The 14456-nt window shown below is 59.2% G+C and carries 15 protein-coding genes and 1 pseudogene; 7 read left to right on the top strand and 9 right to left on the bottom strand.

What is annotated here, in order from left to right:
* Positions 1–367: 367 nt before the first annotated feature.
* Both JFV30_RS33405 and ptrR read right to left on the bottom strand, forming a co-directional pair.
* Positions 368–490: a PA1414 family protein gene (locus JFV30_RS33405; protein WP_003210728.1), complete on the bottom strand. Its 123-nt coding sequence runs from the start codon at positions 488–490 to the stop codon at positions 368–370.
* Between the two features lie 137 nt (positions 491–627).
* On the bottom strand, positions 628–1521 hold the full coding sequence (ptrR, locus tag JFV30_RS04410; RefSeq protein WP_010176483.1) for a putrescine utilization regulator PtrR: 894 nt from the start codon (positions 1519–1521) through the stop codon (positions 628–630).
* Between the two features lie 104 nt (positions 1522–1625).
* On the opposite strand from ptrR, the pseudogene JFV30_RS04405 reads away from it, so the two are divergent.
* A pseudogene (locus JFV30_RS04405) lies at positions 1626–2680 on the top strand (YbfB/YjiJ family MFS transporter); the annotation flags it as partial.
* 64 nt (positions 2681–2744) lie between these two features.
* On the opposite strand, the gene JFV30_RS04400 reads toward JFV30_RS04405, so the two are convergent.
* The 3 genes from JFV30_RS04400 to JFV30_RS04390 form a co-directional block, all read right to left on the bottom strand.
* On the bottom strand, positions 2745–4187 hold the full coding sequence (locus JFV30_RS04400; RefSeq protein WP_201122110.1) for an NCS1 family nucleobase:cation symporter-1: 1443 nt from the start codon (positions 4185–4187) through the stop codon (positions 2745–2747).
* A 221-nt stretch (positions 4188–4408) separates the two neighbouring features.
* Positions 4409–4816, bottom strand: coding sequence for a DUF2177 family protein (locus tag JFV30_RS04395; RefSeq protein WP_201122108.1), 408 nt, complete (start codon positions 4814–4816; stop codon positions 4409–4411).
* Positions 4817–4928: 112 nt separating this feature from the next.
* A complete protein-coding gene (locus JFV30_RS04390) occupies positions 4929–5765 on the bottom strand; it encodes a CvfB family protein (protein ID WP_201122106.1) in 837 nt (278 codons plus the stop codon).
* Positions 5766–6088: 323 nt separating this feature from the next.
* Here JFV30_RS04390 and JFV30_RS04385 point away from each other — a divergent pair, with 323 nt between their 5' ends.
* The 3 genes from JFV30_RS04385 to JFV30_RS04375 all read left to right on the top strand — a co-directional run bounded on the left by JFV30_RS04385 (position 6089) and on the right by JFV30_RS04375 (position 8134).
* Entirely contained in the window at positions 6089–6268 is a 180-nt protein-coding gene (locus JFV30_RS04385) for a hypothetical protein (RefSeq protein ID WP_003210722.1), read from the top strand.
* A gap of 207 nt (positions 6269–6475) precedes the next feature.
* Entirely contained in the window at positions 6476–7201 is a 726-nt protein-coding gene (locus JFV30_RS04380) for a TorF family putative porin (protein ID WP_010176488.1), read from the top strand.
* Positions 7202–7267: 66 nt separating this feature from the next.
* Complete coding sequence (locus tag JFV30_RS04375) at positions 7268–8134, top strand: DUF6279 family lipoprotein (protein ID WP_201122104.1); 867 nt, start codon at positions 7268–7270, stop codon at positions 8132–8134.
* Positions 8135–8137: 3 nt separating this feature from the next.
* Here the strand turns inward: JFV30_RS04375 and JFV30_RS04370 are convergent, their stop codons facing one another.
* Positions 8138–8527, bottom strand: coding sequence for a hypothetical protein (locus JFV30_RS04370; protein ID WP_010176490.1), 390 nt, complete (start codon positions 8525–8527; stop codon positions 8138–8140).
* 154 nt (positions 8528–8681) lie between these two features.
* Here JFV30_RS04370 and JFV30_RS04365 point away from each other — a divergent pair, with 154 nt between their 5' ends.
* Positions 8682–8957: a hypothetical protein gene (locus JFV30_RS04365; RefSeq protein ID WP_010176491.1), complete on the top strand. Its 276-nt coding sequence runs from the start codon at positions 8682–8684 to the stop codon at positions 8955–8957.
* 45 nt (positions 8958–9002) lie between these two features.
* Here the strand turns inward: JFV30_RS04365 and JFV30_RS04360 are convergent, their stop codons facing one another.
* On the bottom strand, positions 9003–10349 hold the full coding sequence (locus JFV30_RS04360; RefSeq protein WP_088422789.1) for a DEAD/DEAH box helicase: 1347 nt from the start codon (positions 10347–10349) through the stop codon (positions 9003–9005).
* A 193-nt stretch (positions 10350–10542) separates the two neighbouring features.
* Between JFV30_RS04360 and JFV30_RS04355 the strand changes: the two genes are divergently transcribed.
* A complete protein-coding gene (locus JFV30_RS04355) occupies positions 10543–11841 on the top strand; it encodes a mechanosensitive ion channel family protein (RefSeq protein ID WP_169387363.1) in 1299 nt (432 codons plus the stop codon).
* A 51-nt stretch (positions 11842–11892) separates the two neighbouring features.
* Here JFV30_RS04355 and JFV30_RS04350 read toward each other — a convergent pair whose 3' ends face one another.
* Positions 11893–12537 (bottom strand): hydrolase, encoded by a 645-nt coding sequence (locus JFV30_RS04350; protein WP_010176494.1) that lies wholly within the window; start codon positions 12535–12537, stop codon positions 11893–11895.
* A gap of 153 nt (positions 12538–12690) precedes the next feature.
* On the opposite strand from JFV30_RS04350, the gene JFV30_RS04345 reads away from it, so the two are divergent.
* Positions 12691–13596, top strand: a complete 906-nt coding sequence (locus tag JFV30_RS04345) for a LysR family transcriptional regulator (protein WP_010176495.1) — start codon at positions 12691–12693, stop codon at positions 13594–13596.
* Here JFV30_RS04345 and JFV30_RS04340 read toward each other — a convergent pair.
* Positions 13541–14422 carry a carboxylate/amino acid/amine transporter gene (locus JFV30_RS04340; protein ID WP_010176496.1) on the bottom strand — a complete coding sequence of 294 codons (882 nt, stop codon included), beginning with the start codon at positions 14420–14422 and terminating at the stop codon, positions 13541–13543. The two genes, JFV30_RS04345 and JFV30_RS04340, sit on opposite strands and share 56 nt — an antisense overlap.
* Positions 14423–14456 lie beyond the last annotated feature (34 nt).

Genomic DNA, 14456 nt, shown 5'->3' with positions numbered 1-14456 from the left:
ATACAAATCTTTTCCTAACGGAACTCAACCTACGCTTATCTTCAGAATTGAATAAGCCAGATACTTCTGACAAACAAGTAGTCTACTTCCGACACTAGAACGCCAAAGCATGACTGACGTGCACAGATTCGGACTACTCAGGTATTTCCGCGAAATGATCAAATAGCTTTTTCGAAAACTTTCCTGACATCAGCCTTTTTTTGCAAGTGCACAAAACAAATATGGGAGCGGGCTTGCTCGCGAATACGCTGCGTCAGTCAGTGCAAAGTTCACTGATACACCGTATTCGCGAGCAAGCCCGCTCCCACATAAATTTATACCGCTTCAGACCACGCCCAAACACCGGGGGTTTGGGCGCTTTCAGGACTTACCTGCGACGCGGCCGACGCTGCTCGTCATCGGTGCGAATTGGCACCGGTTGCAGCGGTGGCTCGATCAAGCCGAGTGCGACGCCGAGGTCGTGCAGCCAGTTTTGCAGTTTCTCTTTCATGGTGCCCCCTTGGGGTAATGCCGAGCGGCTGGAATTCTGTGGCCGCTTCCTACAGATAGTAGTCTTAAGTCCTACGGATTGCTTGAACGAAACCACAACGAACTATTACTGAATTGATCAAAATCCTGACGGATCGTTCAAGCAATCGCTCGGGTTAAGGGTTCCAGTGCCACCTTGCCCTCTTGCTGCAGGTCAATCCACGCATTGAGGTTAGCGCCGAGCATGCCCTTGCGCCACATCAACCAGGTGGTGGCGCTGGCAAAAGGCTCGGCCAGCGGATGAATGGACACACTGTCCTTGCCCGGCAGGCTGTCGAGCATCGATTCAGACATCAACGCCACCCCGGAACCGGCGATCACACAAGCCAGCATGCCCTGGTAGGACTCAATCTCGATGGCTCGGCCCATCGCCACACGGTCGTGGGAAAACCACGCTTCCAGCCGCGCCCGGTAGGAACAACTGCGTCGGAACGTGAACACCGAGCGGCCGGCAACATCCTGCGGACCACGCACGGGCGGGTGGTCCGCTTCGCAAATCAGCAGCAGGCGCTCTTCGCATAGCGGCACGCCATCCAGGGTGGCCAGGGTCAACGGCCCGTCCACCAGCGCGGCGTCGAGGCGCCCGGTAATCAAGCCTTCCAGCAACTCACCGCTGGGGGCCGATTGCACCTGCAGGTTCACCATCGGATACGCCTTGTGGTAGCGCGCCAACAGCTTGGGCAAGTGAATCGCCGCCGTGCTGTACATGCTGCCGAGCACAAAGTCACCGGCCGGTTGCCCGCCTTGCACCGCGCCATGGGCTTCGTCATGCAGGGCCAGCAGGCGTGCGCTGTAGTCCAACAACACTTTGCCTGCGGGAGAAAGCTGCAAGCGCTGGCGCTCGCGCACGAACAGTTCGACGCCCAGCTGTTCTTCCATCTGTTTAAGCCGGGTCGACAAGTTGGACGGCACCCGGTGCAAACGCTCGGCAGCACGGGTGATGGAGCCCTCCTCGGCCACCGCCTGGAAAATACGCAATTGACTAAACTCCATCACCATTCTCCAAAACTGAACAAGTTACTCACTATTATTCATTTTTAAAGAAAGTCAATCCACTTTAGCCTGAGGGTCACTTGCTGCCCCCAGGAAAAACCACCATGTCACCGCTGATCCGCTTACTCGCCAGTTTTATCGCCTTGATGATGGCCATGGGCATTGGCCGCTTCGCGCTTACCCCGCAAATGCCGCATTTGCTCAGTGAGGGTCAGATCGACTTGACCGGCGCCGGCCTGATTGCGGCAGCCAACTACCTGGGTTACTTCGTCGGCGCGGTGGACTCGATATTTGCCCGTAGCCATCACCATGTACGCGGGCGCCTGTACGGCGGGCTGTGGTTATGTGTGCTGCTGACCCTGGCGTCGTACTGGGCCCATGGGTTCTGGCCGCATTTGTTGTTGCGCTTTGGTACCGGTGTGGCAAGCGCCTGGGCCTTGGTGATGATCACCAGCCTGAGCCAGCCACTGGCCATTGCGGCCGGGCGCCCACGCCTGGGTGCACTGGTATTTGCCGGGCCGGGGCTGGGAATTCTGTTGACCGGGTTACTGGCGCTGGGCTCCAACCTGCTGGGGCAAGACTCTGCAACCTTGTGGCTGGTGTATGGCGCAGTCGCGCTGGTGATGCTGCTGGCCATCCTGCCGTTCCTGCCCAAGCCTTCCGCCGCCAGCTCGCCCGTTGCCAGCCACACCGACGTGGTGAGCAACGGCAGCATCACCCACCTGTGCTGGATCTACGTGTTGTACGGTCTCGGCTACATCATCCCGGCGACATTCCTGTCACAGATGGCCAGCGCGCAATTCAACGGCGCATGGCAAGCGGACCTGTTCTGGCCCTGCTTTGGCTTGGCCGCCGCGATTGGCGTGGTGGTCGCGAGCCTGCGCCGCAAGGACCCGGACACCACCCGCCGCTGGCTGATGACAACCCTTTGGCTGCAAGCGGCCGGGGTGTTCGCCTGCCTGCTGGGCAACGGTTGGGGCCTGGGGCTGGGGGTGTTGCTGTGCGGCGGGCCATTCCTGGCGTGCATGCAGTTGGTGATGGCCCGCTTGCGTGAGGTCGCCCCCATGGCTACCAGCGCAGCACCGGGTTGCTGACCGCCAGCTTTGCGATCGGCCAATTGAGCGGGCCGTTGCTGGCGTCGGTGAGCAGCCACCTCAGCGGTGGCCTGCAACCGGCGCTGGTGGTCGCTGGCGCCGGTTTGGTAGTGGCAGGATCGGTGCTGGTCAGCCGGCAACCATCGGCGCAGGTGCGCGAACCTGTTCACGCCGCGCCAGCACCAGGAAAAACAGCCCACCCAGGAAGCAGCCGGTAAACCAGGCGAAGTTGGCCATGCCCTGCAAGGCCGGAGTGAAGGTGATCGCGACGCCCACCAGCGTCGCGGGCACCAGCGCCTTGACCGCCGTCCAGTTCACGCCGCCATCAAAGTAGTAGCGCCCGCTCGGGCTGTCGTCGAACAGCGCGTCGACGTCGATCTTCTGCTTCTTCACCAGGTAGTAATCCACCAACAGAATCCCGAACAACGGCCCGATAAACGCCGCGAGGATGTCGAGGGTGTAGTGGATCATCAACGGGTTGTTGAACAGGTTCCACGGGGTGATAAAGATCGAGGCCACCGCCGCAATCATCCCGCCGGCGCGCCAACTGATTTTGCTCGGAGCCACGTTGGCAAAGTCAAAGGCCGGCGAGACAAAGTTGGCGACGATGTTGATGCCGATGGTCGCGGTGACAAAGGCGAACGCCCCCAGCAGTACGGCCATATCGTTGTCGATGCGCGAGACCGTGGCGATCGGGTCGTGGAGCATTTCGCCGAACACCGGCAAGGTGCCCGAAACAATCACCACGGTGACCAGGGAGAACGCCAGGAAATTTACCGGCAAGCCCCAGAAATTTCCGCGACGCACGTCCTTCATCGTCCGGCAGTAACGACTGAAATCACCGAAGTTCAGGGTCGGACCGGAAAAGTACGACACCACCAATGCCGTCGCCACGATGATTTGGCCAAAGGCTTGCCAGCCAGACAGGGACTTTTCCGCCAGGGTGAAGCTGATATTGGCCCAGCCCGCCTTCCACACGATCCAGCCTGCCAGCGCAAACATCACCGCATAGACAATGGGCCCCGCCCAGTCGATAAAACGACGGATGGACTCCATGCCGGCCCAGAAGACCAGCGCCTGGAGCGTCCACAGACTGAGGAAACCGAACCAGCCCAGGTACGACAGGCCGGCAAAATGTGGCTCTGCGTATACCGCCATCTGTGGGAAAAACCGCAGCACGACGATAATCAATGCGCTGGATGCCAGGTAGGTCTGAATCCCGTACCAGGCCACCGCGATCAAACCGCGAATCACCGCAGGAATATTCGCTCCGAACACCCCAAAGGCCAACCGGCAGATCACCGGGTACGGCACTGCCGCCTGCTGGCTCGGCTTGGCCACCAGATTGGCGATCAATTGCACAATGCAAATCCCGGCGAGCAAGGCGATCAACACCTGCCAACTGGCCAGCCCCAGCGCAAACAGGCTGGCGGCGAACACGTAACCGCCAACGCTGTGCACGTCGCTCATCCAGAAGGCGAAGATGTTGTACCAGTTCCATTTTTGCGGCAGCGGCCCCAGGTCCTGGTTGTACAGGCGCGGGCTGTAGCCTTTGGGCAATTGTTCGGTCATCGCAGGGCTCCTCGTAAATACCGGCCTGCCACCCGCGACGGGAGTGCGTACGGGAGGCGGCATGGTTTGTATACGAGTTGATGAGCAGAATGCGTGCCAAAGAAATAAAACTCGGCACAATCCCTCTGCGGCGTGGGTCTTCAGAGAATTATGCACAGGCACAAAGATGACTAAACGGTGCAGGTTCGCTCAGGGATGGTGCAGATCAATCCTGTACACAATCAATTGTGCACCCTGCGTGCACATTGGTAGCCCACGGTGCAGCAAACCGCGCTGAGGAAAGTGCCCCACGCAATATCCATCACGGCCAACCCGGCGGACCAACCCTGCAAGGTTGCCCAATTGCTCAGGTCATAGGTGCCGTAGGCCACCAGGCCCAGCAATGCGCCAAGCCGAACGGCACGTTGCCAGCCGCCGCTCGTTACAGCGGGAAGGACGACAAACACCACACAACCGAATACATAGAGGAGATAGAACGCCACCGCGGGGAACAGGCGCGGCTGATCGAGCATCAGCGGGCCCAGCAGGGCTTTGTAGGTCGGCCCCATGAAAACGCCAAGCCACAGGCCGTCGAGGACCAGGAAGGCGAGCAAGGTGCCGAGGTAGGCGAAGAGGGTTTTTCTGGACATTCATAGGATCCTTGCAGGAGCTGGCTTGCCGGCGATGGCGTCAGAAGAATCACCGTAAGGCTCACGGGCCTTATCGCCGGCAAGCCGGCTCCTACAGGAGAGCAAACCGCGATCAGCTTAGTTCAATACGATCCGCGTGGATCACGATGTGACCCTGCTTGTAGAGGGCACCGATGGCCTTCTTGAAGTTGCCTTTGCTGACACCGAACAAACTGCTGATCACCGCCGGGTCGCTTTTATCGCTGACGGGCAAGGTGCCGTTGTTCTCGCGCAACTTGGCGAGGATCTTCGAGTTCAGGCTGGACGCAGCTTCTTCACCTACCGGCTGCAGGCTCAGGCTGATATTGCCGTCGGCGCGGATTTCCTTGATGAAGCCTTTCTCTTCCTTGCCCGGGCGCAGGAACTTGAACACTTCGTTCTTGTGGATCAGGCCCCAGTGCTTGTTGTTGATGATGGCCTTGAAGCCCATGTCGGTGGCTTCAGCCACCAGCAAGTCAACTTCCTGGCCTACCTTGTAGTTGGCCGGGGTCTTGTCCAGGTAACGGTCAAGGCGCGCGGTGGCGGTGATGCGCTTGGTGTGCTTGTCGAGGTAGACGTGCACCACGCAATATTCACCGGCGGTCAGTTGGCGCTTTTCTTCGGAGTAAGGCAGCAGCAAATCCTTGGGCAGGCCCCAATCCAGGAAGACACCAATGCTGTTGACTTCAACCACTTTCAGACTGGCAAATTCACCCACCTGTACTTTTGGTTTTTCGGTGGTCGCGATAAGTTTGTCATCGCTGTCCAGATAAATAAAAACGTTGAGCCAGTCTTCATCTTCACTGGGAATATCTTTGGGAATATAACGATTGGGCAAGAGGATTTCGCCCTCTTGATCACCATCCAGGTACAAACCAAAGTTAGTGTGTTTAACCACTTGCAAGCTGTTGTAGCGCCCGACTAAAGCCATTTCCAATACCCTCATTGCGTGGGCGGCATTCTACCCGAGTTGACGGCGGCGGTCCCGTGTACCGGCGCACAGGCCTGAAAAATCATGGGTTTGCCGCGGACCGCCCCGCTCGTCAGATGATCAGCCTGATTTATGCAAGCACCCAAGCCATATTTCTCCCATGGGTTTCTAATTAAAACAGCGAGTTAGGTGAGTATTTCACTGATTAATTTCAGGCCATTCATAAAGCCGCCGTATATTCCAGGGGATATTTGCCAAGCAATTGTCAAGCATTTCATGTACGATGCATGGCCAAGTTAATTTTCTACAGGTTAGTGGCCGCCATGCGCGTAAAAGCATCCAACAGCAAAGCAAAGCCAGCTCCCGCCGTTGAAACCAGCGAATCGATCAACAGCCAAATTGCTGCATTCCTCAAGCAGGGCGGCGAAATCCAGCAGATTGCCAAAGGCGTAAGCGGCCAGACTTTCGGCCCGTCCAAGCAGATCACCCTGGGTAAAAAGTAATACGTGCGCATTACACCTGGTCCCTATGCGCTTTGCCTTTCAAGGCGCTAGGACTAGAGCCCGCAACACCCTCTGATACTCCCCCTTTTGCACCAATCGACGAACGGGCTTCATCCGTGAACCATCGCCGGTATGCTTGCACACGTCTAGATCGGGCATTTGCCTGATATTTCCCGTTACTGCTCCTCGCTTTTCACGGAGTGAAGCATGCTCAAATCCTGCATTTTCCTGGCCGGTGCCCTGTTGGCCAGCCCCCTTGCCGAAGCGCAGGTTTTCCAGCGTGAACTGGGTGACTTCGACCTGAAATTGGGCACCACGCCCAGTCGCAGCATGGCCCAAGGCCTGGTCAAACCCACTTCGCCCGGCAGCGACTCGTTCCACGGCGGCCTCGACCTGAGTCACGGCAGCGGCCTGTACCTCGGCCAATTCTCACCGAGCATGGGCATCTCCCCTACCAGCAACCTGGAAGTTGACTCCTACCTGGGCTTCAAGCGTCCCTTTGACCAGACCCTGGGTTATGAACTGGGGATGATTCACTACAGCTACCCCAAGCTGAGCCCACTCGACAGCCAGGAGTTCTACGGCGGCCTGACCTTGCTGGGCAATCGCTTCGGCGCCTCCTTCAGCAACGACCCGGACCGGCAAGACAGCACCCTGTTCGCCGACCTGGGCGGCACCAAGCCCTTCGGCATTGGCGTCAGCATGAAGTACACCACCCACCAGTTGGGCACCCCGGTCTCGGTCGCCGATGGCAGCTCCATCCGCAGCTTCAGCGATTGGTCGGTGCAATTCTCCCGACCGTGGATGGGCGTCGACCTGAACCTGATCTACAGCGACTCGAGCCTCAGCGGCGGCGATTGCTCGGCTTACTCCGGACACAACTCGCAATGCGACGGCCTATTGACCTTAAAAGCCGAGCGGGCGTTTTATTGATGGGCTGAACTGTCGCGGCACTGGCGGGTTCAGATGCAATAACCTCGTCTGCGCAAGGACTCGCTCATGCTGCGTCGCTTAAAACTTCTGGTGATGTTGCTGACCCTCAGCCTGGTGCTTGCCGGCTGCAACCGGGTGGGCCTGGCCTATCGCAACCTGGATGTGATCATCCCCTGGACCCTCAGCGACTACCTGGACATGAACGCCGGGCAAAAGAGCTGGTTCAACGACAAACTCAAGGAACACCTGGCCTGGCATTGCACCACACAACTGCCGGGCTACCTGGATTGGCTCGACCGCCTGCAACAGATGGTCGACAACGACCAGGTGACTGACGCCGCCCTGCAAACCCGTACGGCCGAGGCCAAGCAAGCGATTGCCGAGAGCGCCCGTACAATCACGCCGTCCGCGGTCGAATTATTGCAGGGGCTCGATGACCAGCAAGTACAAGACATGGAGCAAGCATTCGCCAAAGACCTGCGCAAGCGTCAGGACGAGTACCTGAAACCGTCCCTCGAACAGCAGATCAAGGAACGCGCGGAGCGCATGAACAAGCGACTGGATGCATGGCTGGGGCCGTTAAGCGCCAGCCAGCAGAATCGCGTCACCGCCTGGTCGATCGCCCTCGGCGAGCAGAACCGGCAATGGATTGGTAACCGTGCCCACTGGCAGGCGCTGTTTATCGCAGCGGTCAAGGACCGCCACAGCAGCGACTTCCCGAGCAAGATCGAGCAACTACTGGTGGACCGCGAAAGCCTGTGGACGCCGGAGTATCGCCAGGCCTACGCCCAGACCGAAACCGCCGCCCGCAGCCTGATCGTCGACCTGATGGCGGAAAGCACCGTGCAGCAGCGCCAGAAGCTGACGCAGAAGATCGACAAGGTGCGCAGCGACTTCAAGGCCCTTAAATGCCTGAAGGCTGGCACCCCATAGTCATCAGGCAATCTGTGCTTTCGAAGCCACTTCATCGAACGTCGCCGGATCCAGCGCATCCGCCTGCTCGTCCAGCACCTCACGCGGGTGATTATTGCCAGGGATGCAGCTGTCGATCAGGCTCAGCAGCTGTGAGCCGCGCAGGGTCAATTTGAAATTTTCACCATTGCCGCACTCTTCCTCTGACCGCGACTCAATAAAGCCGCGCGTGAACAACAATCCCTCGTAATCCGCTGCGGTCTTTTTAAACTCATCGAGATTACCGATGGGCTCACCAGCGGCAGCCCTTTTGGCGGCTTCTTCCTCGGCATATTTGCGCGGGGCGAAGCTGGCTCCACCGTTCTGCACCTCATGCAGCAGTCGTTCGATCAAATCCCAATCGTAAGTCGTCATCCTGATTCCTCCTGAAGGCACACGAATATAGGCCCTTCCAAGGTGTGACATGCCGGACCCGTTGCCGTTCAGCCTAGCGGACAGGCGCGATTTCGCTGAACTTTTAAGCGTTCGGAGCCCTCAACCGGACATCATCGCCAAGGAGGTCCGAACCATGAAAACCCTGCTGAATATAGCCGTCGCTGCCACGCTGCTCGCCGCCCTGCCCGCCTGGGCCTGCACGCTTGAAGAAGCCACCGCCAAACGTGAGCAACTGGCCAAGGAGGTGACCAAGCTCACCCAACAGAACCCGGAGAAGGCCAAGGAGATCAACGAGGAATTGCAGAACATGAAGCTGGAAACCGCCAGCGCAGACCTGCCCGACAAGTGCCAACTGATCGACCAGCGCCTCAAGGAAATGGACGAGGCGGCCGCCAAAGCCAAAAACTGAGGCGAAAAAAACCGGACACTGTCCGGTTTTTTTGTGGCGCAAACCTTACTCGGCAGCAGGCGCTTCCGGCTTGCGGCGCTTGAGCGGGGCCATGCCATCCTTGCTGACCAACGACAGGTTGTCGGTCTTTGGACGGTTGGCAATCTTGCGCTTGGTCGGCGACTTGGCGCCGGCTTTCTTCTTCTCGCCCTTGGCGTCGACCTTTTTCTTCTTCACGCCAACAGCTTTACCCGAGGCCTTGACCTTCTTCGGCCCGCCGTAGGTGCCTTTGACTTCCTTGATGGTGCGGCGCTCGAACGACTGCTTCAAGTAGCGCTCGATGCTCGACATCAGGTTCCAGTCGCCATGGCAGATCAGCGAGATCGCCAGGCCATCGTTGCCGGCACGCCCGGTACGACCGATACGGTGCACGTATTCGTCGCCGCTGCGAGGCATGTCGAAGTTGATCACCATGTCCAGGCCATCCACGTCCAGGCCACGGGCAGCAACGTCGGTGGCGACCAGGATCTTCACGCCACCTTGCTTGAGGCGGTCAATGGCCAGCTTGCGGTCCTTCTGGTCTTTCTCACCGTGCAGGACGAACGCCTTGTACTCCTGAGCCACCAGGCGACCGTAGATGCGGTCGGCCATGGCGCGGGTGTTGGTGAACACGATGGCCTTCTGATAGGTCTCGTTGGCCAGCAACCAGTTGAGGATCTGCTCTTTGTGCACATTGTGGTCAGCGGTGATGATCTGCTGACGGGTGGTCGAGTTCAGGTCGCTGACGTTGTTGACCTGCAGGTGCTCAGGGTTGTTCAGGACCTTGGCGACCATGTCGCGCAGGGTCGAACCGCCGGTGGTGGCCGAGAACAGCATGGTCTGCTGGCGGTTTACACACTCTTGCACCAGGCGCTGCACGTCGTCGGCAAAGCCCATGTCGAGCATGCGGTCGGCTTCGTCGAGCACCAGCACTTCAACTTCCTTGAGGTCCAGGTTACCGGCGTTCAGTTGCTCGATCATCCGGCCCGGGGTACCGATCAGGATGTCCGGCACCTTGCGCAGCATGGCGGCCTGGACCTTGAAGTCTTCGCCGCCGGTGATCAGGCCGGACTTGATGAAGGTGAACTGCGAGAAGCGCTCCACTTCCTTCAAGGTCTGCTGGGCCAGCTCGCGGGTCGGCAGCAGGATCAGGGTCTTGATGCTGACACGGACTTTCGCCGGGCCGATCAGACGGTTGAGAATCGGCAGGACGAAAGCGGCGGTTTTGCCACTCCCGGTTTGAGCCGTCACCCGCAGGTCACGCCCTTCGAGCGCGAGCGGGATGGCCGCTGCTTGCACAGGCGTTGGCTCGACAAATTTAAGCTCGGCCACGGCTTTGAGCAGGCGTTCGTGCAGGGCGAATTGGGAAAACACGGGTGCTACCTCGAAGAAATACAAAAAAACAGCTGCATAGGGTAACGGTTTCGGGCGCCAAGGCCGAGTTTCTTTACGCGAACTGCGTTAATCAGGCGCTTTTTTGTCAGGGGATTTGTCTACAAGGACAACTTTGACGCACTTAAATGCTCTAATCGCCCCGTCACGTCTTACAGAAGAATCGCGTTTACCCATGGATATCAAACAGCTCTGGCTCAACGTCCAAGACCTCTGGGGCACCCTCGACGAGCACCCGTTGCTGCATTCCAGCCTGGCGCTGATGGTGCTGCTGGTGGTCGCCCTGTTGCTCGGACGAGTGGCTCGGTACCTCATCCTTCACGCCGTCAAGCTGCTGGGCCGGCAACCCGCGCTGCACTGGCTCAACGACCTGCGGCACAACAAAGTCTTCCACCGCCTGGCCCAGATGACCCCCTCGCTGGTGATCCAGTTCGGCCTGTACCTGGTGCCGGACCTGAGCAAGACCGCCACGCTGTTCATCGGCAACGTCGCCCTGGCATTCACCATCCTGTTCATGGTGCTGGCGATAAGCGCGCTGCTCAACGCCTTGCTGGATATCTACGCCCGCACCGAACACGCCCGCACTCGCTCGATCAAGGGTTACGTGCAATTGGCGAAAATGGTGTTGTTCGTGTTTGGCGCAATCATCATCGTCGCCACGCTGATCGACCGCTCGCCGCTGCTGCTGCTTTCCGGTTTGGGTGCGATGTCGGCTGTGATCCTGTTGGTCTACAAGGACACCTTGCTGTCGTTCGTCGCCAGCGTGCAGTTGACCAGCAACGACATGCTGCGGGTCGGCGACTGGATCGAAATGCCCCAGGTGGGCGCCGACGGTGACGTGGTGGACATCACCCTGCATACCGTGAAGGTGCAGAATTTCGACAAGACCATCGTCTCGATTCCCACCTGGCGCCTGATGTCCGAGTCGTTCAAGAACTGGCGCGGCATGCAGGCCTCCGGTGGCAGGCGGATCAAGCGCAGCCTGTACATCGACGCCAGCGGCGTACGTTTCATCCGCGACGACGAAGAGCTGAAACTCTCCCAGGTGCACCTGCTGACCGACTACATGAGCCGCAAGAAAGCCGAACTCAAGGCCTGGAACGAAGCCCAGGGCAATGTCGCCGCGATGTCCGCCAACCGCCGGCGCATGACCAATATCGGCACCTTCCGCGCATATGCGCTGGCCTATCTGAAAAGCCACCCGGAGATCCAGCCGAATATGACCTGCATGGTGCGGCAGATGCAGACCACGGCCCAGGGCATTCCGCTGGAGATCTACTGCTTCACCCGCACCACTGCGTGGGCCGATTACGAGCGCATCCAGGGCGATATCTTCGATTACCTGCTGGCAGTGCTGCCGGAATTTGGCTTGAGCCTGTACCAACAGCCGAGCGGCGGTGACTTGCGGGCGGGGATGTTGCCGGCGGTGTTGGGGGCCAGTCACCTGCCGCCGGCAGAAAAGGCAGTGATGTAACAACAAAAAACGGCACAACCTGAGTTGTGCCGTTTTTTGTTGAGGTCAGCTTTATTTGAGCTGACGCTGCGGAGCACCGTGCACCATGGTGTAGGCGTAATCCACGCCCATGCCGTAAGCACCGCTGTGTTCCAGCACCAGGCCCATCACCGCGTCGTAGGTTTCCTTGTGAGCCCAGTCACGCTGGTACTCCAGCAGCACTTGCTGCCAGGTGACCGGTACCGCGCCGGCCTGGATCATTCGCTGCACTGACATGTCGTGCGCTTCTTTGCTGGTGCCGCCCGACGCATCGGTGACGATGTACACCTCATACCCTTCAGCCAGGGCTTCCAGGGCCGGGAAGTTCAGGCAAACCTCGGTCCACAGGGCCGCCATGATCAGCTTCTTGCGCCCAGTGGCTTTCACCGCTGCCACCAGCGCCTTGTCTTCCCAGGAATTCATCGAGGTGCGCTCGATCGGCTGCTGGTCCGGGAATACGTTCAGCAGTTCCGGCCAGATATAGCCGCTGAAGCTCTTGGTCTCAACCGAGGTCAGGATGGTCGGCACGTTGAAGATCCTGGCCGCCTTGGCCAGTGCCACGGTGTTGTTCTTCAGGGTCTGGCGATCGATCGACTGCACACCAAATGCCATTTGCGGCTGGTGGTCGATCAGGATCAGGGTGGAGTTGGTTGGGTTGAGCAATTCGCGAATAGACATGGTGACTTCCTTTTAATGTTTTCGATTCGGTAAGGGGTGCGTTCAGCGCCGCTGAGAAGCTTTGCTGGCGGCTTGGAAGTAACTTTACGGGCTGGATAAAATCGAGACAATTACCTAAAATCGAGAATCATTGATTCCAAAAAAGGGACAGTCATGGATCGTATCGAATGCATGCGGGCGTTTGTCGTCACGGTCGGCGAGAACGGCTTTGCGGCCGCCGCGCGAGCCATGGACGTACCGCGCTCAAAAGTCAGTAAGCAGATTCAGGCACTGGAAGAGGCCATTGGCGTGCAATTGCTTCAGCGCACCACTCGCAGCCTGCATTTGACGGAGGCCGGGGCCGAGTATTTCGACGCGGCACGGGAAGTATTGGCTGCCCTGGACGAGGCTGAGCAGCGGGCCCGGGACGGCATCGGTGAGTTACGCGGAGTGTTGCGGGTCAATGCGCCGATGTCGTTCGGGCTGCATCGCCTGGGCAGGTTGATTCCGCTGTTCCATGAACAGCATCCCCATATCGAGTTGCAACTGGTGCTCAGCGACCAGCAGGTGGACCCGGTGCGCGGCGGTTTTGACGTGACCCTACGCATCGCCAGCATGCCCGACTCGACGATGATCGCCCGCCAGCTGGCGCCTGCGCCACGGATCATGGTGGCCGCGCCGGCCTACCTGGCACGCGCGGGCACACCGCAAACCCCGCAAGACCTGCGCCAGCACCAATGCCTCAACTATGGGTATCTGCAGAGCGGCGTCAGCCTGCAACTGAGCAAGGGCCAGGAAACCCAGCGGGTGAATGTCACCGGCCCGTTGCACGCCAACAATGGCGACCTGCTGGCCCAGGCGGCAGAAGCCGGAATGGGCATCGCCCTGTTACCGGACTTTATCGTCGAAGACGCCCTGAACACCGGGCGCCTGGTGCCGGTGCTGTGCGACTGGCAGGCACCGGCAATCACCATCAATGCGGTTTATTCGTCAGCACGACGCGTGCCGCAAAAAACCCGGGCGTTCATTGATTTTTTGGTGACGCAATTGGCGCCGAAGACCGCAGGCCCAGCCGACTGATCCACACCGCCGCCAGAATCACCAAACCACCCAGCAGCAACCTGCCCAACGGCTCGTGTTGATTCCAGATCAGCAGGTTGAGCAATAACCCTACCGGCACATGCAGGTTGTTCATCACCGCCAGCGTGCCGCCGTTGACCAGGCACGCGCCCTTGTTCCACCAGTACATACCCAGTGCCGTGCTGACCAGCCCCAGGAATACCAGCACACCCCATTGCAACGGCGCTTCCGGCAGGAAGTTGGCCTTGCCGAACATCAGAAACGCCGGCAACGCCACCGCCAAGGCACCGAGGTAGAAGTACCCGAACCGCCGGTAATGCGGCAGATCGCTCGGATGGCGGGCCACCAGATGCTTATAAAGCACCTGCCCCGCGGCGTAGGTGAAGTTGGCCAGTTGCAGCAGCAGGAAGCCCATGAAGAAGTTCGGGGTGATCTGGTCAAAGCGAATCACCGCCGCTCCTGTCACCGCCACCAACGCAGCCACTAGCGCCCACGGATTGAATCGGCGGTTCAAGGCGTCTTCGATCAAGGTCACGTGCAACGGCGTCAGGATGGTGAACAGCAGCACCTCCGGCACCGTCAGCACGCGGAAGCTCAGGTACAGGCACACGTAGGTCACGCCAAACTGCAACGCGCCAATCACCAGCATGCCGCGCATGAACGCCGGTTCCACCGAGCGCCAGCGGGTCAGCGGGATAAACACCAGCCCGGCCAGCAGCACACGCACCAGCACCGCGAAATAACTGTCGACGTGACCGGCCAGGTATTCGCCGATCAAGCTGAAGGAAAACGCCTGGATCAGCGTCACAACAAGTAGATAGCCCATGCTCGCCTCATTTTGAATGGGCGCGACATTAGCG

It is taken from the genome of Pseudomonas sp. TH32, from assembly GCF_016650855.1.
Classification (GTDB): domain Bacteria; phylum Pseudomonadota; class Gammaproteobacteria; order Pseudomonadales; family Pseudomonadaceae; genus Aquipseudomonas.
Note: the sequence above shows the minus strand (reverse complement) of the source record. Positions and strands in the feature narration are given on the sequence as shown.